Origin of the sequence: Raineyella fluvialis, from assembly GCF_009646095.1 — a bacterium.
Taxonomy (GTDB): domain Bacteria; phylum Actinomycetota; class Actinomycetes; order Propionibacteriales; family Propionibacteriaceae; genus Raineyella; species Raineyella fluvialis.
This window is the reverse complement of sequence record NZ_CP045725.1, coordinates 1228483-1247957: the sequence shown is the minus strand read 5'-3', so window position 1 is coordinate 1247957 and position 19475 is coordinate 1228483. Positions and strand designations below refer to the sequence as shown.

Annotated in this window: 17 protein-coding genes and 3 pseudogenes; 17 read left to right on the top strand and 3 right to left on the bottom strand. The window is 68.5% G+C overall.

Going from position 1 to position 19475, the window contains the following annotated elements:
* Positions 1–126: 126 nt before the first annotated feature.
* From Rai3103_RS05715 to Rai3103_RS05635, 17 genes and pseudogenes are all read left to right on the top strand, one after another.
* Positions 127–1044, top strand: a complete 918-nt coding sequence (locus Rai3103_RS05715) for an MmyB family transcriptional regulator (RefSeq protein ID WP_153571773.1) — start codon at positions 127–129, stop codon at positions 1042–1044.
* 287 nt (positions 1045–1331) lie between these two features.
* Positions 1332–3233, top strand: a complete 1902-nt coding sequence (locus Rai3103_RS05710; RefSeq protein WP_153571772.1) for a BglG family transcription antiterminator — start codon at positions 1332–1334, stop codon at positions 3231–3233.
* Between the two features lie 9 nt (positions 3234–3242).
* Positions 3243–3701, top strand: a complete 459-nt coding sequence (locus Rai3103_RS05705; RefSeq protein ID WP_153571771.1) for a transcriptional regulator GutM — start codon at positions 3243–3245, stop codon at positions 3699–3701.
* A gap of 180 nt (positions 3702–3881) precedes the next feature.
* Complete coding sequence (srlA, locus tag Rai3103_RS05700) at positions 3882–4433, top strand: PTS glucitol/sorbitol transporter subunit IIC (RefSeq protein ID WP_153571770.1); 552 nt, start codon at positions 3882–3884, stop codon at positions 4431–4433.
* A 5-nt stretch (positions 4434–4438) separates the two neighbouring features.
* On the top strand, positions 4439–5485 hold the full coding sequence (srlE, locus tag Rai3103_RS05695; RefSeq protein WP_153571769.1) for a PTS glucitol/sorbitol transporter subunit IIB: 1047 nt from the start codon (positions 4439–4441) through the stop codon (positions 5483–5485).
* A gap of 18 nt (positions 5486–5503) precedes the next feature.
* The gene (locus Rai3103_RS05690) at positions 5504–5872 is read left to right on the top strand and encodes a PTS glucitol/sorbitol transporter subunit IIA (protein ID WP_153571768.1); all 369 of its coding nucleotides are present in this window, start codon (positions 5504–5506) and stop codon (positions 5870–5872) included.
* The gene (locus tag Rai3103_RS05685; RefSeq protein WP_153571767.1) at positions 5869–6126 is read left to right on the top strand and encodes an HPr family phosphocarrier protein; all 258 of its coding nucleotides are present in this window, start codon (positions 5869–5871) and stop codon (positions 6124–6126) included. The genes Rai3103_RS05690 and Rai3103_RS05685 overlap by 4 nt, the downstream gene beginning before the upstream one ends.
* A 45-nt stretch (positions 6127–6171) precedes the next feature.
* Positions 6172–7517, top strand: a pseudogene (locus Rai3103_RS05680) (sn-glycerol-1-phosphate dehydrogenase).
* Positions 7517–8367: pseudogene (locus tag Rai3103_RS05675) on the top strand (HAD-IIA family hydrolase). Before Rai3103_RS05680 ends, Rai3103_RS05675 begins: the two co-directional pseudogenes overlap by 1 nt.
* 499 nt (positions 8368–8866) lie before the next feature.
* Positions 8867–9946 (top strand): sugar ABC transporter substrate-binding protein, encoded by a 1080-nt coding sequence (locus Rai3103_RS05670; protein WP_153571766.1) that lies wholly within the window; start codon positions 8867–8869, stop codon positions 9944–9946.
* Between the two features lie 65 nt (positions 9947–10011).
* Positions 10012–11514: a sugar ABC transporter ATP-binding protein gene (locus Rai3103_RS05665; protein ID WP_153571765.1), complete on the top strand. Its 1503-nt coding sequence runs from the start codon at positions 10012–10014 to the stop codon at positions 11512–11514.
* A 4-nt stretch (positions 11515–11518) separates the two neighbouring features.
* On the top strand, positions 11519–12550 hold the full coding sequence (locus Rai3103_RS05660) for an ABC transporter permease (protein WP_228489210.1): 1032 nt from the start codon (positions 11519–11521) through the stop codon (positions 12548–12550).
* A gap of 62 nt (positions 12551–12612) precedes the next feature.
* Positions 12613–12771 (top strand): annotated as a pseudogene (locus tag Rai3103_RS18985) (winged helix-turn-helix domain-containing protein); the annotation flags it as partial.
* 71 nt (positions 12772–12842) lie between these two features.
* Positions 12843–13826: an ROK family protein gene (locus tag Rai3103_RS05650; RefSeq protein WP_228489209.1), complete on the top strand. Its 984-nt coding sequence runs from the start codon at positions 12843–12845 to the stop codon at positions 13824–13826.
* Between the two features lie 255 nt (positions 13827–14081).
* Positions 14082–15107, top strand: coding sequence for a UDP-glucose 4-epimerase GalE (gene galE / locus Rai3103_RS05645; RefSeq protein ID WP_153571762.1), 1026 nt, complete (start codon positions 14082–14084; stop codon positions 15105–15107).
* A gap of 125 nt (positions 15108–15232) precedes the next feature.
* Positions 15233–15745, top strand: a complete 513-nt coding sequence (locus Rai3103_RS05640; protein ID WP_153571760.1) for a hypothetical protein — start codon at positions 15233–15235, stop codon at positions 15743–15745.
* 38 nt (positions 15746–15783) lie between these two features.
* The gene (locus tag Rai3103_RS05635; protein WP_153571758.1) at positions 15784–17715 is read left to right on the top strand and encodes a M48 family metalloprotease; all 1932 of its coding nucleotides are present in this window, start codon (positions 15784–15786) and stop codon (positions 17713–17715) included.
* Here Rai3103_RS05635 and Rai3103_RS05630 read toward each other — a convergent pair.
* From Rai3103_RS05630 to Rai3103_RS05620, 3 genes are all read right to left on the bottom strand, one after another.
* Entirely contained in the window at positions 17696–18634 is a 939-nt protein-coding gene (locus Rai3103_RS05630) for an SMP-30/gluconolactonase/LRE family protein (RefSeq protein ID WP_153571756.1), read from the bottom strand. The genes Rai3103_RS05635 and Rai3103_RS05630 overlap by 20 nt on opposite strands.
* Before the next feature lie 91 nt (positions 18635–18725).
* Positions 18726–19124 carry a hypothetical protein gene (locus tag Rai3103_RS05625; RefSeq protein ID WP_153571755.1) on the bottom strand — a complete coding sequence of 133 codons (399 nt, stop codon included), beginning with the start codon at positions 19122–19124 and terminating at the stop codon, positions 18726–18728.
* Positions 19121–19384: a TetR/AcrR family transcriptional regulator gene (locus Rai3103_RS05620; RefSeq protein WP_153571754.1), complete on the bottom strand. Its 264-nt coding sequence runs from the start codon at positions 19382–19384 to the stop codon at positions 19121–19123. The genes Rai3103_RS05625 and Rai3103_RS05620 overlap by 4 nt, the downstream gene beginning before the upstream one ends.
* Positions 19385–19475 lie beyond the last annotated feature (91 nt).

The window sequence follows — 19475 nt, the reverse complement described above, 5'->3', positions numbered from 1 at the left end:
AACCGGAATCGTGAAGAACCGGACTTCTTCCAGAGAACCAGCGTCTTCCGGCCCGCGGGAGTGCCTGCCGTGCGGTGTACTGGCAGTTCCTGTCAGGCCGTGGGGTCCCGTCGTAGCGTGGACGGCATGCAGAACGCCGACGACGTCCGCGAGTTCCTGATAAGCCGGCGGGCGCGGATCACTCCCGCCCAGGCCGGGTTGCCCGCCTACGGTGGGACGAGGCGGGTGGCCGGCCTCAAACGTGAGGAAGTGGCCATGCTCACCGGCGTCAGCACCGAGTACTACGCCAAGCTCGAGCGAGGGAACCTGCGGGGGGTCTCGGAGAGTGTGCTGGCGTCACTCGCCGCTGCCCTCCAACTCGACGAGGCCGAACGCACCCATCTGTTCGACCTGGCCCGGGCAGCCGCGTCGTCGAAGGCTTCGGCGACCCGGCGAGTGCGCGAAGAGATGCGCCCCAGCGTTGAGCGCATCCTGGCCGGGATGACAGGCGTTCCCGCGTACGTGCGCAACTCACGGATGGACATCGTCGCCGCCAATGGGCTCTGCTTCGCCCTCTATACCGGCATCCTCAGCCCCGAGACCCTGCCGCTGAACCTCGCACGGTTCATGTTCCTCGACCCGCGCTCCCGGGAGTTCTTCCTCGAATGGGAGACCCTCGCCGATGACCTCGCCGCGGCGCTGCGCACCGAATCGGGACGTCTTCCCCGCGACAGGGCGCTGAACAGTCTCATCGGTGACCTCGCCGCGGGGAGCACCGAGTTCTCGACGCGGTGGGCACGGCACAACGTCCGTTTCCATCGCTCGGCTCGCAAGACGCTCCACCACCCCCTCGTCGGCGACATCGAACTGACCGGCGATGCCCTGGATTTGCCCGGAGAGGAGCTGACCATCATCGCCTACACGGCTGAACCCGGCAGCCATGCCCAGGAGCAACTCGACTTCCTCATCAGCTGGAGCGCCACCGCTCAGCACCAGATCGAATCAACGTCAGACGCCCCGTCGACTGCAGTCGTCGGGTCACCCAGAGACGACCGGCAGGACTGACTCCGGGGCGGCGGATCCTCCGGGCGTAGGTGTAGGTGCTTCACCGCCGCTCCCATGACCCGGTCATGGTCGCCGGCGCCGCGGTGTGTGTCACCAGTTTCGTGGTGCTCGCTCGGCCGTCCCGTCACAGGGAAGGTTGAGTCGGCCACCCGGCGGGGGTGCCTGACATCGAATATCGGTCGGCTGTCGGCGTCCAGTGGTCGAAAGGGCGACCTATTGGAAGGTCCCCCGGAGGGTGTCCGTTGATAGCTTCGAAGCAGTCAAGGACGCCGCGAAAGGAGGACGACATGAACCGCGCTGCCACAGTTCTTCTGCAACTGGAATCGATCCTCTCGGTGACCCGGGAGTCGCTCGCCCAGCGCTGCGGGGTCGGTCCTCGGACGATCGCGGCGGACGTCGACCAGCTCAACGACAGCCTCGCCGGCTCCGCCTCCATCCGCTACCTGGACGGCCGTTACCGCCTGCTCATCGTGGACGCCGAGGGCTACCGTCGCCAGCGCGATCGGATCCTCTCCCTGCACGAGTCGTTCAACGATCCGCAGTGGCGGGCCGGGTACATCCTGGGCCGGCTGCTGCGCAGCACCACGGCGGTGCGGACGGAGGACCTGGCCGTCGAGATGGGGCTGGGACGGACGACCGTGGTCGCCGACATCGCGCAGGTGCGCCACCTGCTGAAGCCGTACGGCGTGTCTGTCGAAGGGCGGCCGCGGGTGGGACTGCATCTGTCGGGGCCGGAACACGGCATCCGGCTGGCCGTCCTGAATCACGCGTACGAAGCGGCCTACCGGGACTACCCCCTCGGTGAGGAGCTCGAGACCACGGTGGAGAACGTCCTGCGCGACCACCACGCGACCACCGAGAGCGCCGACGTGCTCAAGCGGTGGCTGACCGTCGTCCTGGACCGGCACGTCACGGACCACCCGGTCGATGATCTGCCCTCCTCCTACCGTGACCTGATCGGCACCCCCGCCCACGACCTCGCCCGGACCCTCGCCGACCGCCTCGAGCCGCTCCTCGCCGAGCACCTGCCGCAGGACGAGGTGCTCTTCCTCGCCCTGCCGGCGGCTGGCCTGCGGATGATCGACCGTCCTGCTGCGGGGGCGGAGGAGGCCGCTTCCGACGCCGCCGAGGAGCGCGTGCAGCGCATCTTCGACCGGATCGCGGACGAGATGGACGTACGCCTCGACCCCACGGAGCTGGTGCACGAGTTCAGCCAGCACATCACTTTCCTGCTCAACCGGATGCGCTATTCACTCCACCTCACCACCGGCTCGCAGCCCGAATCCCTGCGGGAGCGGTACCCCGCCGCCTACCGGATGGCAACGATCGCCGGTGAGGTCATCGAGGAGGAGACCGGACTCGTCATGGAAGCCGGGGAGCTGTCCCTGATGACGACGTACTTCCAGGTGTTCCTCGAGGACCATGCCTCGCACCGGTCCCATGGGTTGGCGGTGACGATCGTCGCCGGTCGTGGGCCGGCGACGGCCCGGTTGGTCCGCTCCCATCTGGCGTCGGTCCTGCGCGGGGACGCGCGCTACACGATCGTGCCGGACTCCGATCCCGGCGACCTGACGGCGAGCGACCTCGTCGTGACAACGCCCGGGGCCAGGGTCGCCACCGACCGCCCGGTGCTGGAACTCACCGAGGTGTTCGACCGTGAGGCCGTCCTACGCAGTCTCCACTCCCTCAGGATTCCGACCGGTGGTCCCCTCTCGCCCGCCGCCCCGGTCGGCTCCGTGTTGTCCTCGTTGCTGGACGAGAGCCGGTTCGTCCGGCTCCCGCCCGACTGCGACTACGAGCAGGGCACCCGCCGGCTGGTCCGCCGGCTGCAGAAGCTCGGGCTCGTCGGGGAAGGCTTCGCCGAGGCGCTCGCCGAGCGGCAGACTCGCTCCACCATGCAGCTCGCCGACCAACTCGGCTTCCCGCATGCGACCGACGCCACCCTCGTGAGCCCCGTCTGCGCCCTAGGCGTCGTCCCGCGGTCCGACCAGGAGGCAGGCATCCGCCTGATCTTCCTGATGGCCGTGCCCGAGAAGTTGTCGTACGACGACTCCATCCTCATCCGTGTCTACGACGAGATCATCCGCCTGGGGACGAACCACGCGGCGCTCGGCAGAATCTCGCGACTCACCAGCTACGAGCAGTTCTTCTACTTCATGGAGAACCTCTCGACCGATCCCCACTCCTGAGGACAGCCCATGTTCTGGACCATCGCGATCGCCTTTGCGGTCATCTACCTCACGCAGACCGTCCTCGGCCTGCGACAGTCGAAGAACTTCGCCACCACCTTCACCGCGATGCGGCGACGCGGCCGGGTCGCGATCGGCAAGAAGCAGGGCCTTGTCGTCGCCGGCGCCATCGTCATGTTCCTCCTGGACGCCGAGGGCCGGATCGTCGAGGGCCGGAAGCTCTCGGGGGTCACCGTCCTCTCCCGCTTCCGCCCCTTCCCCGCCTTCGACGGCGAGGACCTCGCCACCCTGAGACCCGAGTCGGACGGGCGGGTCAACCGGAGCATACGTGCCGCCGTGGCCAACGCCCGGGAGAACTACCGCATCATCATGGGCGGCGGAACTGCACCCGAACCGCCGGGCCCCCTCGCCGGGATCGGCTCGGCCGTCGGCCGCCTGTTCGGGCGACGGGTCCCCGCCCGGCGCTGACACCGCCACCCTCACTCCTCGCGAGCCCGACCCCGCGCCCCTCGCCCACACCGGGCTCCGACCTCACCACGCCTGCTCACCGCCGGTGCGTGGGCCCCGCCATGCCCGAGCGGGCACCCCTCCACACCCCTCGATACCTCTGCACACCCCACCTCGCCACACCCCCAGAAAGGAGTGACCATGAACATCCTCGTCCACGCGGCTGAGTGGTTCATCGGCCTGTTCCAGGCCGGCGCCACGACCTTCATCAGCTGGATGGGCACCATCGTGCCCCTCGTGCTGATGCTGCTGGTCGCCATGAACTCGCTGATCCAGCTGATCGGTGAGAACAGGATCAACCGGTTCGCCTCCAAGGCCGGACACAACCCCGTGAGCCGCTATCTGCTGCTGCCCTTCATCGGTGCCTTCATGCTGGCGAACCCGATGGTGCATTCGCTCGGACGCTTCATGCCGGAGCGTTACAAGCCCAGCTACTTCGCCAGTGCCGCGCAGTTCTGCCACACCAGCAACGGCATCTTCCCGCACATCAACCCGGCCGAACTCTTCATCTGGCTCGGGATCGCCCAAGGCGTCTCGAAGCTGGGCCTGAGCACCGGCCCCCTGGCCATCCGCTACCTGCTGGTCGGCCTGGTGATGAACTTCATCGCCGGCTGGGTCACGGACCTGACCACCTCGTACGTCAGCAAGCAACAGGGCGTGGTCCTCAGCGCCGAGCCGAAGTTGGAAGGGTGAACCCGATGAGCGACTACCGCACCATTGTGATCGAGCGGGGTAGCGGCGGCTTCGGTGGCCCCCTGACGCTCACGCCGGACGAGAAGAAGAACAAGGTCGTCTACATCGTCGGCGGCGGGATGAAGCCCGACGTCGTGGATCGCATCTGCGAGCTGTCCGGAGCTGAGGCCGTCAACGGGTTCGCCACCTCGGTGCCTGACGACGAGACCTTCGTCGCGGTGATCGACTGCGGCGGCACACTCCGCTGTGGCCTGTACCCGAAGAAGGGCATCGCCACGGTCAACGTGATGGCGACCGGCAAGTCCGGCCCCCTCGCCCAGTTCATCACCGAGGACATCTACGTGTCCGCGGTGAGCGCGGTGCAGGTCCGCCTGGCACCGGAATCCGAGATGGCCCTGGCCACCCCGGGTCACGCGGAGGAGTCGAGCAGCCAGGAGCCGACGTCCGGTCCGGCCTTCACGGTGAAGGGTGAGTGGTCGACCGACAAGAGGATCTCGCAGACGATCGCGGCCAAGAAGAAGAAGTCCCTGCTGGAGAAGATCGGCCTCGGGGCCGGCCGCGTCGTGTCGGTCTTCTACCAGGCCGCCAGGGACGCGGTCCAGACCATGCTGAGCACCATCATCCCGTTCATGGCCTTCGTCGCCATGCTGATCGGTGTCATCAACGCCTCCGGGTTCGGGACGTGGTTCTCGAAGATGCTGACGCCGCTGGCCGGTTCGGGTATCGGCCTGCTCGTCCTCGGCCTCATCTGCTCGCTGCCCTTCCTGTCGCCGCTGCTCGGCCCGGGTGCGGTCATCGGCCAGATCATCGGCACGCTCATCGGTGTCGAGATCGGCAAGGGCAACATCCATCCGAGCCTCGCCCTTCCGGCCCTGTTCGCCATCAACACGCAGAATGCGGCCGACTTCATCCCCGTCGGCCTCGGCCTGGCGGAGGCGGAGGCGACCACCGTCGAGGTCGGCGTCCCCTCGGTGCTCTACTCCCGGTTCCTGACCGGTGTCCCGCGCGTCGCCGTCGCCTGGCTCGCCAGCATCGGCCTCTACGCCTCCTGAACGAAAAGGATCCCCATCATGACCGAGATCTACCGAACCACCGTCAGCGGAGCCGGCCCCGAGGCCACGGCCTTCATCGGCCAGGGCATGTTCGTCACCTTCGGCGAGGACGCCCCCGAGGCACTACGTGAGTTCTGCTTCATCATCGACGCGGCTGCGCAGACGAGCCAGGACATCGAGGTGGGGCAGGAACTCGTCCTCGACGGACGGGCGTACCCCATCACCGCGGTGGGTGATGTGGCACGCAAGAACCTGGACCAGCTCGGGCACGTCACGGTCAACGTCGACGGGGCCGCCACAGCGAAGATGCACGGTGCCATCCACGTCAGCGGAGAGATCATGCCGGAACTGGCCGCGGGCAGCACCATCGCCATCCTGGTGCCGTGATCCACCGCGACGTCGTCGTGGGCCACGCACAGGGAATCCACGCCCTTGTGGCCCACGACCTGGCCCGGCAGGCCGAACGGTTCCGGAGCAGCATCTTCCTCCGGACCCCTGAGGGCAGCGCGAGTCTGCGCAGCGTCGTGGAGGTGGTCGCCCTGGCCCTGCCGTACGGCGCGAAGGTCTCGGTCTGGGTCGACGGCACCGATGAGGCGGAGGCCCTCGACGCCATCGCACTGCATCTCAGCTCCAGCACGTGACCTGAGCCGGACCCGTCCGAGCCCAGAACTCCGAAAGGAAAGACCATGAACAACGAAGCCATGGCAGAAGGCCTCCGCCACGCCAGCGACACCCGGGTCATCGAGGTGGGCCGCGAGATCCTCCCACGGTCCGGCGAGATTCTCGCCCGGTCCCTCGCGCAGGACGGACGCCCTGTCCTCCTCGTCGCCGACGACCGCACGTGGGACGCTGCCGGTCGAGGTGTCGCCGCGTCCCTCGAGGAGGCCGGCGTCGCTCTCGCCGAACCGCTCATCTTCCCCGGCACTCCCACGCTGTACGCGGCGTACGAGCACTGCGAGGTCATCCGGGAACGGCTGTGCGCCACCGGGCCCTGGCCGTGGCCGTGGGGGCCGGCACTCTCAACGACCTGGTGAAGCTCGCCTCCGGCGAGCTCGGCCAGCCGTACGCCGTCGTCGGCACCGCCGCCTCGATGGACGGCTACTCCGGCTTCGGCGCCCCGATGACGGAGAACGGCGTCAAGGTCACCCGGCCCTGCCCGGCGCCGGCCGTCGTCCTGTTCGACCTCGACGTCGCCGCCGCCGCACCGAAGTCGATGGTGGCGTCGGGCTACGGCGACCTGGCGGCCAAGATCCCCGCCGGTGCCGACTGGATCCTCGCCGACGCCGTGGGCCTCGATCCCATCGATCCGCTCGCCTGGGACCTGGTCCAGGGTGGCGTTGCCGAAGCGCTGTCCCGCCCCGACGCGCTGGCGGCCGGCGAGGCCGACGCGTACGAAGGTCTGGTCGAGGGACTGTTGCTGTCGGGTCTCGCGATGCAGGTCTACCAGGGCACGCGCCCCGCCTCGGGGGCCGAGCACTACTTCAGCCACCTGTGGGAACTGGACCACCTGGGCGCCGAGCTGGATCCGCCGCTGTCGCACGGATCCAAGGTGGCCATCGGCACCCTGGCGATGACCGCCTTCCACGAGAAGTTCCTGGCGCGCGACCTGGCCGCGGTCGACGTGGACCGGGTGGTGGCGGCCTGGCCGTCGTGGGAAGCGGTCGAGACCGACATCCGGTCGAAGCTCACCGGCGCGCTCGCCGAGAAGGGCGTCCGGGAGACCAGGGAGAAGTACGTGGACGCCGCCGGCCTGCGTACGCGCGTGCAGACGCTCGTCGACAACTGGAGCGTGCTGCGGGGCCGTCTCCGGGCCCAACTGCGTCCGGCGCACGAACTGCAGGCGATGCTGGCCGCTGCTGGAGCGCCGACCCGTCCCGAGGATATCGGTCTGACGCCCCAGCAGGTGAAGGACACCTTCCCGAGAGCGATGTACTACCGCTCGCGGTACACCGTGCTCGATGTGAGTCGCGAACTCGGCTGGTTCGACGGGCTGGTCGAGGAGGTCTTCGGGCCGGACGGGATCTGGGCCTGATGATCACCCTGGAGAGCGGCGCGTCGGTGCGCCCCGACCGCCTCTACGGCGCATACGTCTTCGACATGGACGGCACCATCTACCTGGGCGACGATGTACTGCCCGGTGTACGGGACACCCTGCGGGCATTGCGGAAGCTTGGCATCCCGATCCGGTTCCTGTCGAACAACCCGACCAAGGATCCCGAGCAGTACGCGGCGAAGCTGGCCCGTCTCGGTCTGGACACGCCGGTCGAGGACATCGTCAACACCGTCGTGTCGACCGTCCGCTGGCTGCGGGCGCACCATCCCGAGGCCGTCGTCTTCCCGATCGCTGAGGAGCCGCTGATCCGAGCGCTCGTGGGGGCCGGGTTGCGGATCAGCGAGGACCCCGCCGAGATCGACATCGTCGTGGCGTCGTACGACCGGACGTTCGACTATCGGAAGTTGCAGATCGCCTTCGACGCGATCTGGCGGCACCGCCGGGCGTTCCTGGTGCAGACCAACCCCGATCGCTACTGCCCGTTTCCCGGCGGTCGGGGGAGCCGGACTGCGCCGCCATCACCGCGGCGATCGAGGCGAGCACCGGGGTCGCCTGCGCGGTCAACCTCGGCAAGCCCGGCGCGGTCATGGTCGAGGAGGCCGTGCGCGGCCTGGGCGTCGCGCCCGCCGACGTGTTGATGGTGGGGGACCGGTTGGCCACCGACATCGCCATGGGACGGGCCGCGGGGATGGCCTCGGCACTCGTCCTGACCGGGGACAGCACCCTTGCGGAGGCCGAGAGTGCTGGTGAGGACCAGCGGCCGGACTACGTGGTGTCGACGCTGGACGAGTTGTTGCCAGGGGCCGGGAGCGACCTCCCAGCCCGATGACGCCACACAGGCCGGTTGGGCCGGAGTCGGCAGATCCCACGGCGCCCGCCGGTTGCTGATATCAGCGTGAACGACCGGCGGAGTCTGGCGTCACCTGAAGGGCCCGAGGACTTTGTCCTCGGGCCCTCTGACGTGTTCAGGGAAGGGAGACCGTCGCGGCGGTCGCGGCCTGCACGACGCCTCCTTGACAGCGCAGTGCTCTAGTTTCTAATATCGTTTTATCAAACGCCTTTCCGGAACTCGGAGGCCACGACGAGGTGGCCGGTTCCAGGTCGCAAAGGTGCGCGCGATGGGAGCGAGCCTTGGACTCGAATCGCCTGAGACCAGCGGACGACCGTCGTCCGTCCGCTGGTCGACAACCTCGGGCCGCCGCGGATCCGCGGCATCGGCCCCGCCCGTGACGATCACGGCGCCTGCCCTTCCCCATCGCTGAACACGCGGAACCCCCTCTCCCACATCCCCGCCCGAATGGGCAACAGCCTCACCAGACAGGACTTCAATGAAGAAGATCGGCATCGTCGCGGCCCTCGCCGCCGTGGCTCTCTCCGTCACCGCCTGCAGCACCGGCGCCAGCGGTTCGACCGGCGCCGGCAGCCAGTCGAAGGAGATCTGGTACTCCACCAAGAACTCCACCGAGAAGGTGCACGTCGCCATGGCCAACGGCGTGACGAACGGCGCCAAGATGCTCGGCTTTGACGGCAAGGTCGTCGTCGCCGAGGCGGACGCCGCCAAACAGAACGACCAGCTGAACAACCTCGTGCAGAACATCCGCCCGGCGGCGATCGTCGTGAACCCGTACGACAGCGACAGCGTCTCCGACGTCCTCGGCCGCGCCGCCGATGCCAAGATCCCCACCGCGGTCATCGACAACAAGGCCAACAACGCCAAGGTGGACGTGTCGGTGCTCTTCGACTCGGTGAAGTCCGGCGAGATGGCCGGTCAGAAGGCCGTCGACCTGCTGACGAAGAAGTACGGCGAGCCGAAGGGTGTCGTCGTCGACATGTACGGCGAGGTCGTCTCCCAGGTCTTCAAGGAGCGCGCGCAGGGCTTCGAGTCGGTGATCAAGAAGTACCCGAACATCCAGCTGATCTCGGTGCTCGGCGCGCCGCAGCAGGACAAGGCCACCAGCGCGCTGAACAACGTCATCGCCGACCAGAAGGCCGCCGGGAAGACCATCGACCTGGTCAACACGCCGACCGACACCGCCACGCTGGGCGCCGTCGAGTCCCTCAAGACCAACAACCTGTGGCACAAGGCCGGCGAGGCCGGCCACGTGGCGGTCATCTCCCATGACGGCCTCGGTGACGTGCTGAAGCTGGTCAAGGACGGCTACGTCGACGACGAGGTCGTCATCGACGTCTTCGGCGTCGGCGGCATCGCCACAGAGATCCTCAACGCCTACCCGATGCAGGGCAAGGCCGTGCCGACCTCGGGCACCTTCACCCCGAAGGGCCAGTACCTCAACAAGGAGGTCACCTTCACCTCCAGTCCGACGGGTTCGACCGTCATGCTCGCCCCGATCGTGGTTGACGCCGCCGGCGCCGACAACCCGCTCATCTGGGGCAACGTGAACCAGTGACCTTCCCGGTGCCGGCGCGCGGTTCACGCGCGCCGTCATCTGCCGAAAGGAACCAGGAACCACCAATGACTGATGCATTACTCCAGGTCCGCAACGTGTCGAAGATCTTCGGAGCCACCACGGCGCTGGGCGACGCGAGTCTCGAGATCAAGCCGGGCGAGATCCACTCGCTCCTCGGCCGCAACGGCGCGGGCAAGTCGACCCTCGTCAACATCATCGCCGGCATCTACCCACCCAGCACTGGCGAGGTCCTGTTCGAGGGACAGGACCTGCGTCCGCTCAACATCTTCGAGCGGCAGGAACTCGGGATCCGGTTGGTGCCGCAGCACGAGAACTCCTTCCCCGACCTCTCCGTGGGGGAGAACATCTTCTCCGGCGTCCTGCCGACGAAGCGGGGGCTGGTCGACTGGAAGGAGATCCACCGGGTCGCCGCCGAGGAGCTCGCGGCGTACGGACTCGACATCGATCCCCGCATCAAGGTCTCCGAACTCAGCTCGATCGATGCCCGCAAGCTGAACATCATCCGGGCGATGCACTCCGGAGCCAAGCTGATCATCCTCGACGAGCCGACGACCGCCCTCACCAACCGTGAGCGGGAGGAACTCTTCGAGTTCGTCCGCGACCTGCAGGCCATGGGTACCGCGTTCATCTTCATCTCGCACTACCTCGGTGAGGTGCTGGAACTGTCCGACTCCATCTCCGTGCTGCGCGACGGCCAGATGTTCCCGGTGGACGACATCACCGAGGCCACCGAGGCCCACCTGGCCAGCCTGGTGGCGGGCGAGGAGGTCGAACTGTCGCACCGGAAGGCCACGGCATCGGCCGACAGGCCCGAGTTCCTCCGGGTCCAGGACCTGCAGAGCAGGGACCTGCACGGGGTGTCGATCTCCGTACGATCCGGGGAGATCCTCGGGGTGATCGGCTTCCCGGGCTCCGGGGCGCGGGAGTTCTGCCGGACCCTCTTCGGCATCAACCGGATCACCGGCGGGACGATCCGCTGCGAGGGCGAGGCCATCCGCCTGAAGAGCCCGGGCGAGGCGCTCCGGCGGGGGATCGCGTACATCTCCTTCGACCGCCACCGCGAGGGGATCATCCCGACCTTCGACGTCAACGAGAACATCGGCATCGGCAGCTACGCCGGCAAGCTCCGGAAGGCCGCCGGGTTCCTCGACCTCGGCCTGCAGAAGTCGCTGTCCGACCAGTACCGCGACGCGCTGAAGATCCGCTGCAACTCCACCGGCGACGCGATCGGCAGTCTCTCCGGCGGCAACCAGCAGAAGGTGATCGTCAGCCGGCTGCTGAACACCGATCCGCGCCTGCTGATCCTCGACGAACCCACCGTGGGCATCGACATCAAGAGCCGCGAGGAGATCATTTCCACCGTACTCGAGCTCACCCACCTGGGCATGAGCACCATCTACCTCACCAACGACTACGAGGAACTGCTCCGCGTTGCGGACCGCCTGGTCTTCTTCGACGAAGGCCGGATCGTGACGGTCCTGGAGAACACCGGAATGACCATCGAAGAATTGACCGCGGTCCGCGACCGCGCGAAGGAAACGGTATAGCGACATGACCACCACATCATCGACGACCACGAGCATGGCCTCACCGGCCACGACGAGCCCCGGATCGGCCGCAGGGAGGAGCCCACTCTCCGCCAAGCGGATCCTCGACTTCTGCATGGATCAGGCGGTGTGGATCCTGCTGGTCCTCGCCATCGTCATCATGGGGATCTTCAAGCCCTCGTTCTACTCCTTCGGCATCCTGTCGAACATCCTCGTCCAGGCGACAGTGCTCGGCATCCTCGCCGTGTCGATCTCGATGGTGATCCTGCTGGGCGACATCAACCTCGCCACCGTAGGCACCGCCGGGTTCTCGGCCCTGCTGGGCGTGATGGCCATGAAGGCCGGTCTGCCGGTGCCGCTGGCCATCCTTCTCATCCTCATGTTGGGCTCCGTCGTCGGCCTGGTGAACGGCCTGATCGTCACGAAGCTGAAGGCCAACGCCCTGATCGCCACGCTGGCGATGAACATGGTCCTGCAGGGCGCCCTGCTCGCCATCACCGCCGGGGCGACGATCACCAAGCTGCCGCCGTCGTACAAGTTCCTCAGCCAGGGCAAGATCGGCGGCCTGCCGGCTCTCCCACTGGTGCTGATCGTGGTCTTCGCCGTCTTCCACGTGATCTGGGAGCGGACCCGCTTCGGCCGCAGCCTCTTCGCGGTGGGCGGCAACGCCCGCGGCGCCTACATCGCCGGCATCAACGTGGACCGGGTCAAGATCGGGGCGTACGTCGTGTCGGGCCTGCTCTCCGGCCTGGCCGGGTGGCTGCTGTCCGGCTACATGGGGGCGGTCACCTCATCCTTCGGCACCACGTACGAGATGCAGGTCATCGCGGCGGCGGTGATCGGCGGGATCAGCCTCACCGGCGGCAAGGGCAGCATGCTCGGCGTCCTCGCCGGCACGCTGCTGCTCACCGTCATCCAGGTCGGACTGGCCGTGCTCGGCATCCAGTCGACGCTGATCACGTTGGCCGGCGGCCTGATGATCGCCGTGGCAGTTCTGATCGACGCCTTGCGAAACCTGTACAACGCGCGCACCTGAATCGCTACCGTGGAGCAGGCCGCGGTGATGCGTCCGAGGATCGGGAAAGGGAGGCGGGTCCGATGTCGGAGGCGGCTGTCGGCAAGACAGGGACCGGGACCCGGCGCGCGGTCTACGAGTTCGTCCGCGAGCAGGGTCTGGCGACCAAGAAGGACATCGCCGACGGACTCGGGATCAGCCTCCCGACGGTCGCCAAGTACGTCCGGTTCTTCCTGGACGCCGGGCTGCTGAAGAAGGGCGCCAAGCTCTCCTCCGGCTCCAGTGGGGACGCAACCCCATCGCGTACACCTGTGTGGCGGACGGCCGCTTCTCCGTGGGGGTCGACATCACCCGGGACCGGGTCCGTTGCCTGGTGGTCAACCTGGAGCGCCGGGTCCTCGTCTCCCGTCGGACCCGGCGGGAGTTCGAGCGGTCGGAGTCGTACGTCGAGTTCGTCGGGCACGAGGTCGCGGCCACCATCGAGGAGTCCGGCGTCGACCGCAGCCTCATCCTCGGGGTCGGCGTGGCCGTCCCCGGCCTGATCAGCGAATCCACGGGGAAGGTGACGTACGGTCGCGTCATCGACAACGCCGGACTCAGCGCCGCCGACTTCGCCCGCTACATCCCGTACGAGACGCGTCTGGTCCACGACTCGGAGGCAGCCGGGTTCGCGGAGTTCTGGGATCGGCAGACCGTCGACAACGCCTTCTACATCAGCCTCTCGAAGAGCGTCGGCGGCTCGGTCCTGATCGCGAACGGCATGTACCGCGGCGACGGCGAACTGGCCGGCGAGGTCGGCCACATGCGGATCCACGACCACGGACTGCGCTGCTACTGCGGCCGCGACGGGTGCCTGGACCCGTACTGCAACTCGGGGGTGCTGGCCCAGCACACCGACGGCTCGATCGAGGACTTCTTCGAGGGTCTGTCGGCCGGGGACCCGGAGGCCGTCGAGGTCTGGGAGCGATACACGTCTGACCTGGCGATCGCCGTCAACAACATCCGGGTGATGTTCGGCTGCACGATCATCCTCGGCGGGGACGTCGGGGCCCAGGGCGGGTCGCATCTCGGCGACGTGCGCGCCAAGGTCGATCGGCTGAGCTTCCTGGAGGCCCCGGCGGAGACCTACCTGGTGCCGTGCAGCTTCACCGAGCACCCGATCGCCGTCGGTGCCGCCCTCTACCTCGTGGATGAATTCCGCCAGAACCTCGACACGGCGCTCTCGTTGGCGAGTCGGGGATCGGGCGGCAGGATGGCCGACGGCAGTCGGGCGACCGACGGTCCGCCGGACCAGTGAGGTGGCGGTCGGGAGGGTCGTGCTCTGGGGGATGTGTCCGGGAAAACGACCATAGGTTTGCCCTATGACCCGATTGCGGCACCATGCCTCCGGTTGGCGGTGTGCGAGCCCCGGGTGTGCGAGCCCTGGGTGTGCGAGCCCTGGGTGTGCGAGGCTCCGCGACGGGAGCCGAGGCGAGGCAGGGTGCCGAGGCAAGGCAGGGTGGCGAGGCAGGGGCCGCCGGAGGACGGATCCTCACACAGTACGGTGAGGACCATGCAGATCCTCGTCACCGGTGGGGCCGGCTACATCGGCTCGCACACCGTGTTGTTGCTCCAGCAGGCCGGACACGACGTGACCGTCGTCGACAACCTCTCCAACGCCAGCCCGATCGCCCTGCAGCGCGTGGCGGAGTTGAGCGGTCGCGAGGTCCCCTTCGTCGAGGCTGACATCCGTGACCGGGCCGCCATGGACCGGGTGATGGAGCAGGTCCGCCCCGACGGGGTCGTCCACTTCGCCGGGATGAAGGCCGTCGGTGAGTCCGCGCAGATCCCGTTGACCTACTACGAGAACAACGTGGCCGGCACCATCAGCCTGCTCCGGGCGATGGAGGCGGTCGACTGCCGCACCATCGTCTTCTCCTCCTCGGCCACCGTCTACGGCGAGGTCGACGAGATGCCGCTGACCGAGAAACTCAACCTCGACGCCGTCAACCCGTACGGGCGGACCAAGGAGCAGGTCGAGGACATCCTCGCCGATATCGCGGCTTCCGACCCGCGCTGGAACGTCGCGCTGCTGCGCTACTTCAACCCGGTCGGCGCGCACCCGTCGGGCCGGATCGGCGAGGACCCCAACGGCATCCCGAACAACCTGATGCCGTTCGTCGCCCAGGTGGCGGTGGGTCGGCGGGAGAAGCTGATGGTCTTCGGTGACGACTACCCGACCCCCGACGGCACCGGCGTACGCGACTACATCCACGTGATGGACCTCGGCGAGGGTCACGTCGCGGCGATCGAATACCTGGCCAAGCACGGCGGCCTGCACCGCTGGAACCTCGGCACCGGCCGCGGCTACTCCGTCCTCGAGGTCCGCGCCGCCTTCGAGCGCGCCAGCGGTCGGCCGATCCCCTACGAGGTCGCCCCGCGTCGGCCTGGCGACGTCGCCGTGTCGTACGCCGACCCGTCCTCCGCCCTGGCCGATCTCGGCTGGGCCGCCACCCGCGATCTGGACGAGATGTGCCGGGACCACTGGCACTGGCAGGAGCAGAACCCGCACGGTTACGCGGGGACACCGCAGGACTGATACGCGTGGTGGAGGGATGGATGCTCTGCATCCGACGGACATGAGTGCTCCCTTGGGAGAGACTGGTGACAGGGCAGACGTACCGAAGCGTTCGTTCCTACGGGTCGTCGGATGTGGTGGGACTTATGACCGAGCAATCGCAGGAGATACTCACCCCCGTTGCGGAACGGGAAATCGTCGAAGAGTTGACGCGGGCCGCGATGACCGAATCCCTGCCCGAAGAACTGGGCGTGTTCGAGGCGGACCGCGATGCCTACCTCGATGCTCGGGGCACCATCCCGCCGCTGGCAGCTGCCAAGGACGAGGCGACCGGGTTCGGCGCCGAGATCGTGGTCCTGCTCACTCCTTACGTCGTCGCCGCGGCCCTTGCCGCTGTGAAGTTCGTGGCCGGTCTCCTCGGTGACGCCATCAAAGAGGAGACCAAGCCGCAGGCCGCGAGTCTGATCAGACGTCTGTTCCACCTGAAGGCCCCGGACGACGAGCCGGGGCAGCCGGAAGCGCTTCCGCCCCTGTCTACCGAGGACCTGGCGCGTGTGAATGCGGTGGTGACGGACGTCTGCACCCGGCTGGATCTCGGCGAGGTCGATGCGCGCTTCGTGGCGGACGCAGTGACCGGTCGGCTTGCCCTGCCTGCCTGACCGCCGATCGACGAGCGGGTGTCACGGCGGTGCGCGCAATGGACTCCTCACAGTCCCCTTCGGACCGTCCCCCGTGGCCATCGAGCACGGCCGCCTCGTTCGTGCTGCTGGTGGTCCTCGTGGTCCTCACCGGTGAAATGGTCGGTGACTGGCTCTGGCTCGGCACCCCGGGCGCTGTCGCGTCGAACCCGACCCCACTCATCTGGGTACTGGGCCCTCCCTTGCTCCTCCTGGCGCTCACCGGCGCGGTGACCCTGCTCGAGCCGCGGATCATGGTCCGGCGGCGTCATCTCGAGCCGGTCTCGGGTGACCTCATCGGTGCCCAGCGCTTCGGGATGCTGGCCGAGGCCGAGGGGGTGCGTCCCTGCCCGGCGCTGATGGCGAACACAGCGGACAAGACGATCTCCGCGAGGTCGGTGGGTCGCCCTGGACGGTATCTGGTCGTGATGACACCGGCGGTGCTGGGTCTGGCGAGACGGCGCCCGGGCGACTTCGACGTCCTGGTGCGACACGAGTTGGCACACATCCGATCCGGAGACGTCGCGCTGGCCACCTTCGCCATCCGCTCCTGGCATGTCACCCTGCTGGCCATGGCGGTCCCCCTGGTCGTACGGATCTGGAACCCCGATCTCAGCCTGCTCCCGAGCTTCCTGCTCCGCGCGGGCGTTCTGGCACTGGTGGTGTACGCGGTGCGCGCTCAGTTGCTTCGCGTCCGCGAGCACTATGCGGATGCCCGGGCGACTCCGACGCTCGCGCAACGGAGGGACTTCGATGCGGCTCTGGCGGCTGGCATGCTCGGCCGACCTCTGCGCCTCGAGGCACGGAGCCCGTCACCGAACCTCACCCGGCGGCCCACCCGACGCCGTCGGCCGCCGCGTTGGCTCGCCCTGCATCCTGCCCCGGCCGAGAGGGTGGCGGTCGTCGCGGAGCCCGGGCTGATCGGTGTTCCGCGCTGGACCTCGCTGGGCGCCGCTGGCTACGTCGCGGGCGCCGCGCACCTTCTGCTGCAGGAAGCGCTGTGGAGTGCCGGGATGGATGCCCTGACCGCCTCCGGCGTGGCCCGCGCGCTGCTGTTCGGTGTGGTCGGAATCGTGGGGGCCGGGGAGGTCGTACGTGCCGCCTCGGTGGGACGGGCCGGAGCACGCGCACTGATGGGTCCGGCCGTGGCGCTGGTGGTCGGCGCGGCTCTCGGGGACCTGTTCTCCATCGGCATGACCGGACGTGAAGCTCTCCCCTGGGGCGGAAGCCTGAGTGGCCTGGTGCTGCAGCTGCAGATGCTGCAGACTCTGGCCGCCGTGATGTCCGCTCTGGGCGTCGCCGGCCTGCTCGTCTGGGCGGGAGATGCCTTGGCATTCGTGCGGTTGTCCGAGGAACCGACCCGCCGTTCTCGTCGGCGTGTCTCCTGGATCGTTGCCGTGGTGGGTGCAACGGCCGGCGCCTTGACCGCGGTGTACCTGTGGCCTCCCCTTCCCGGGGCGGGGATGGTGGCGCTGGCTCTTCTACTGGCGACGGTGGCGGTGATGCTCCTTCCTCAGCCGCGCCGGCGGGTTCTGGGCTGGTCGGTGGCGGGGGCTGGGGCCGGCCTTCTCGCCCTGGTGGCCCTGACGGTCCTGCAGCGGGCAGACCCGAGTGCTGCCGGAGTGGTCGGTTCGCCGATGACCCTCGTCCTCGTCGTGGCGCTGGGTGTGGGCATCGCGGGTTCGCTGCGTCTGGGTGCCGCTGCCGGTCTGGTAATCGGGGTCGCAGGGACGGTCCTGGACACGATCGCCTTCGTGCTGGTGACCGCCACCCTGAGGGTGGTGTCGGTGGAGGATGTCCTGTGGACCCTCGCCTGGTGGACCTGTTGGGCGGTGCTGTCAGGCCTGCCGATCCTGGCGATGGTGGGGCTTGTCCGTGGCCCCACGGGGTCGGGCGAGCAATCCGCCCGGCGTCCACCCGACGCGTCCCGCATCAGCCGGCGTAGGGCGTGACCGGCACCCCCGGCACGTCGACCTCGACGGCGAAGACGGCGCCCGCCTGGGGCTCCGGGTCGGCCAGGTTCTCCCGCGACGTGGTGATGTAGAGGGTGCGCAGGTCCTCGTCGCCCAGGGTGCAGGCGGTGACGAGCTGGACCGGCAGCTCCACGACGGTGAGCACCTTCCCCTCCGGGGAGATCTGGTGCACCTCGCCGAGCCGGTTCATCGCGGTCCACACGTTGCCGGCGCTGTCCACGCACAACCCGTCCGGGCTCGCCGGCGAGCCGGCGCGCTCCCCGTGGGTCAGGATGGGCGCCTCGTGCAGCGGTCGTCGATCGACCAGCTCACCGCCGACGACGTCGAACACGTCGACCCGCTTCACGCCGGTGTCGTTGTAGTAGGCCTTCGAGCCGTCGGCGGTGAAGGCGATGCCGTTCGAGGTGGAGACGGCGTCGACTACCGTCCGGACGCTCCCGTCGGCGTCGATGCGGACCAGGGCCGAGGCTTCAGGCGTACGGTCGTACGCCATCCCGCCGGCATAGAGGCGGCCCCACGGGTCGGTGCCGCCCTCGTTCATCCGCAGGTTCGGATCATTCCAGAGCGCCACGACACGATCCGGTGCGGCATCAGGACCGGGTGCCAGTCCGTAGCCGCGCTCGAGCCCGACCACGTAGCCCCCGTTGGCCCGAGGGCGGCAGAAGGCGGCGACCGGCTTCCAGGAACCACCCGCGCGGGTGCCCGAGGCGGCCTCGACCCAGGGGCCGGTCCCGACGTGCAGCCGATCGACCGAGCCGTCGGCGCGCAGGGTGAGCAGGTCCCCGGCGAGCATGTCGACCCAGCGCAGCCCGCCCCACGAGGGCGACCAGACCGGTCCCTCCCCGTGGTAGCACAGGGGCTCGGTGATCCGGGTGGCGGAGCGGCGTTCGGGCGTCATGCGGTCAGGCTACGTCGCGGCGGAGGCGACGGGAACCGTCGAAAAGCGCGCCGGGAAGCGACATCGGCCCGACCTCGGACCATGACCGCGTTCAGACGCGGGAGCCGAGCGGGCGGACGATGCTCACCATCACGTCGATGAACGGCTGCAGGCAGGCCTGCACCCGCTCCTCGTCACCCCGGTCGGGATAGAGCAGCAGGGCCTGGAGGACGGCCCCCTCGTACATGTTGTCCAGGATCTCCATCACCGAGTCCCGTGGGACGGCGAACTCCCAGCCGCTGACCTCCGCCATCGCCTCCGCGCCCTCGAGCAGCTGCCGCTGGGTCTCCTGGCGCAGGGCCAGGTAGGCCTCCCGGATCTCCGGCTCCCGGGCGGCGTAGAGGCGCAGCTCCGCCGTCGCCATCACCCAGTCGCGATCGAGTCGGCGCACGGAGATGAAGCGGCGCACGGCGCGGTCGACCAGGTCACGCAACTCGCTGGTGCTGGTCACCGGCCGGCCCACCAGTCCGGACTCCGCCACCCCGCCACCATCGCCCGCTGGCGCTCGCGGTCCTGCTCGAGCAGGGCGAGCACCAGTTCGTTCTTGGAGCCGTAGTTGGAGTAGAAGGCGCCGCGGGTGAAACCGGCCCGATCGCAGATCTCCTCGACACTCGCCGCCAGCACCCCACGGTCGGCGAAGACACCGACGGCCCCGTCGAGCAGACGCTGGCGGGTCTCCGCGCGCCGCGGCGAGATCGAGATGTGGGACATGGGCTCCTCCGGATTGCTCGGACCACACGCTTCCGCTGAACCATATCCCGCCGTGCGGCGTTCCACTGCGGCGTCGTACGGCCTGTCGCAG

Coding starts and splice junctions, on each gene's coding strand:
- Rai3103_RS05640 (WP_153571760.1), top strand. CDS start 15,233: ATGACCGAGCAATCGCAGGAGATACTCACCCCCGTTGCGGAACGGGAA.
- Rai3103_RS05705 (WP_153571771.1), top strand. CDS start 3,243: ATGTTCTGGACCATCGCGATCGCCTTTGCGGTCATCTACCTCACGCAG.
- Rai3103_RS05620 (WP_153571754.1), bottom strand. CDS start 19,384: ATGTCCCACATCTCGATCTCGCCGCGGCGCGCGGAGACCCGCCAGCGT.
- Rai3103_RS05710 (WP_153571772.1), top strand. CDS start 1,332: ATGAACCGCGCTGCCACAGTTCTTCTGCAACTGGAATCGATCCTCTCG.
- Rai3103_RS05670 (WP_153571766.1), top strand. CDS start 8,867: ATGAAGAAGATCGGCATCGTCGCGGCCCTCGCCGCCGTGGCTCTCTCC.
- Rai3103_RS05660 (WP_228489210.1), top strand. CDS start 11,519: ATGACCACCACATCATCGACGACCACGAGCATGGCCTCACCGGCCACG.
- Rai3103_RS05665 (WP_153571765.1), top strand. CDS start 10,012: ATGACTGATGCATTACTCCAGGTCCGCAACGTGTCGAAGATCTTCGGA.
- Rai3103_RS05715 (WP_153571773.1), top strand. CDS start 127: ATGCAGAACGCCGACGACGTCCGCGAGTTCCTGATAAGCCGGCGGGCG.
- galE (WP_153571762.1), top strand. CDS start 14,082: ATGCAGATCCTCGTCACCGGTGGGGCCGGCTACATCGGCTCGCACACC.
- Rai3103_RS05635 (WP_153571758.1), top strand. CDS start 15,784: ATGGACTCCTCACAGTCCCCTTCGGACCGTCCCCCGTGGCCATCGAGC.
- srlE (WP_153571769.1), top strand. CDS start 4,439: ATGAGCGACTACCGCACCATTGTGATCGAGCGGGGTAGCGGCGGCTTC.
- Rai3103_RS05690 (WP_153571768.1), top strand. CDS start 5,504: ATGACCGAGATCTACCGAACCACCGTCAGCGGAGCCGGCCCCGAGGCC.
- Rai3103_RS05630 (WP_153571756.1), bottom strand. CDS start 18,634: ATGACGCCCGAACGCCGCTCCGCCACCCGGATCACCGAGCCCCTGTGC.
- srlA (WP_153571770.1), top strand. CDS start 3,882: ATGAACATCCTCGTCCACGCGGCTGAGTGGTTCATCGGCCTGTTCCAG.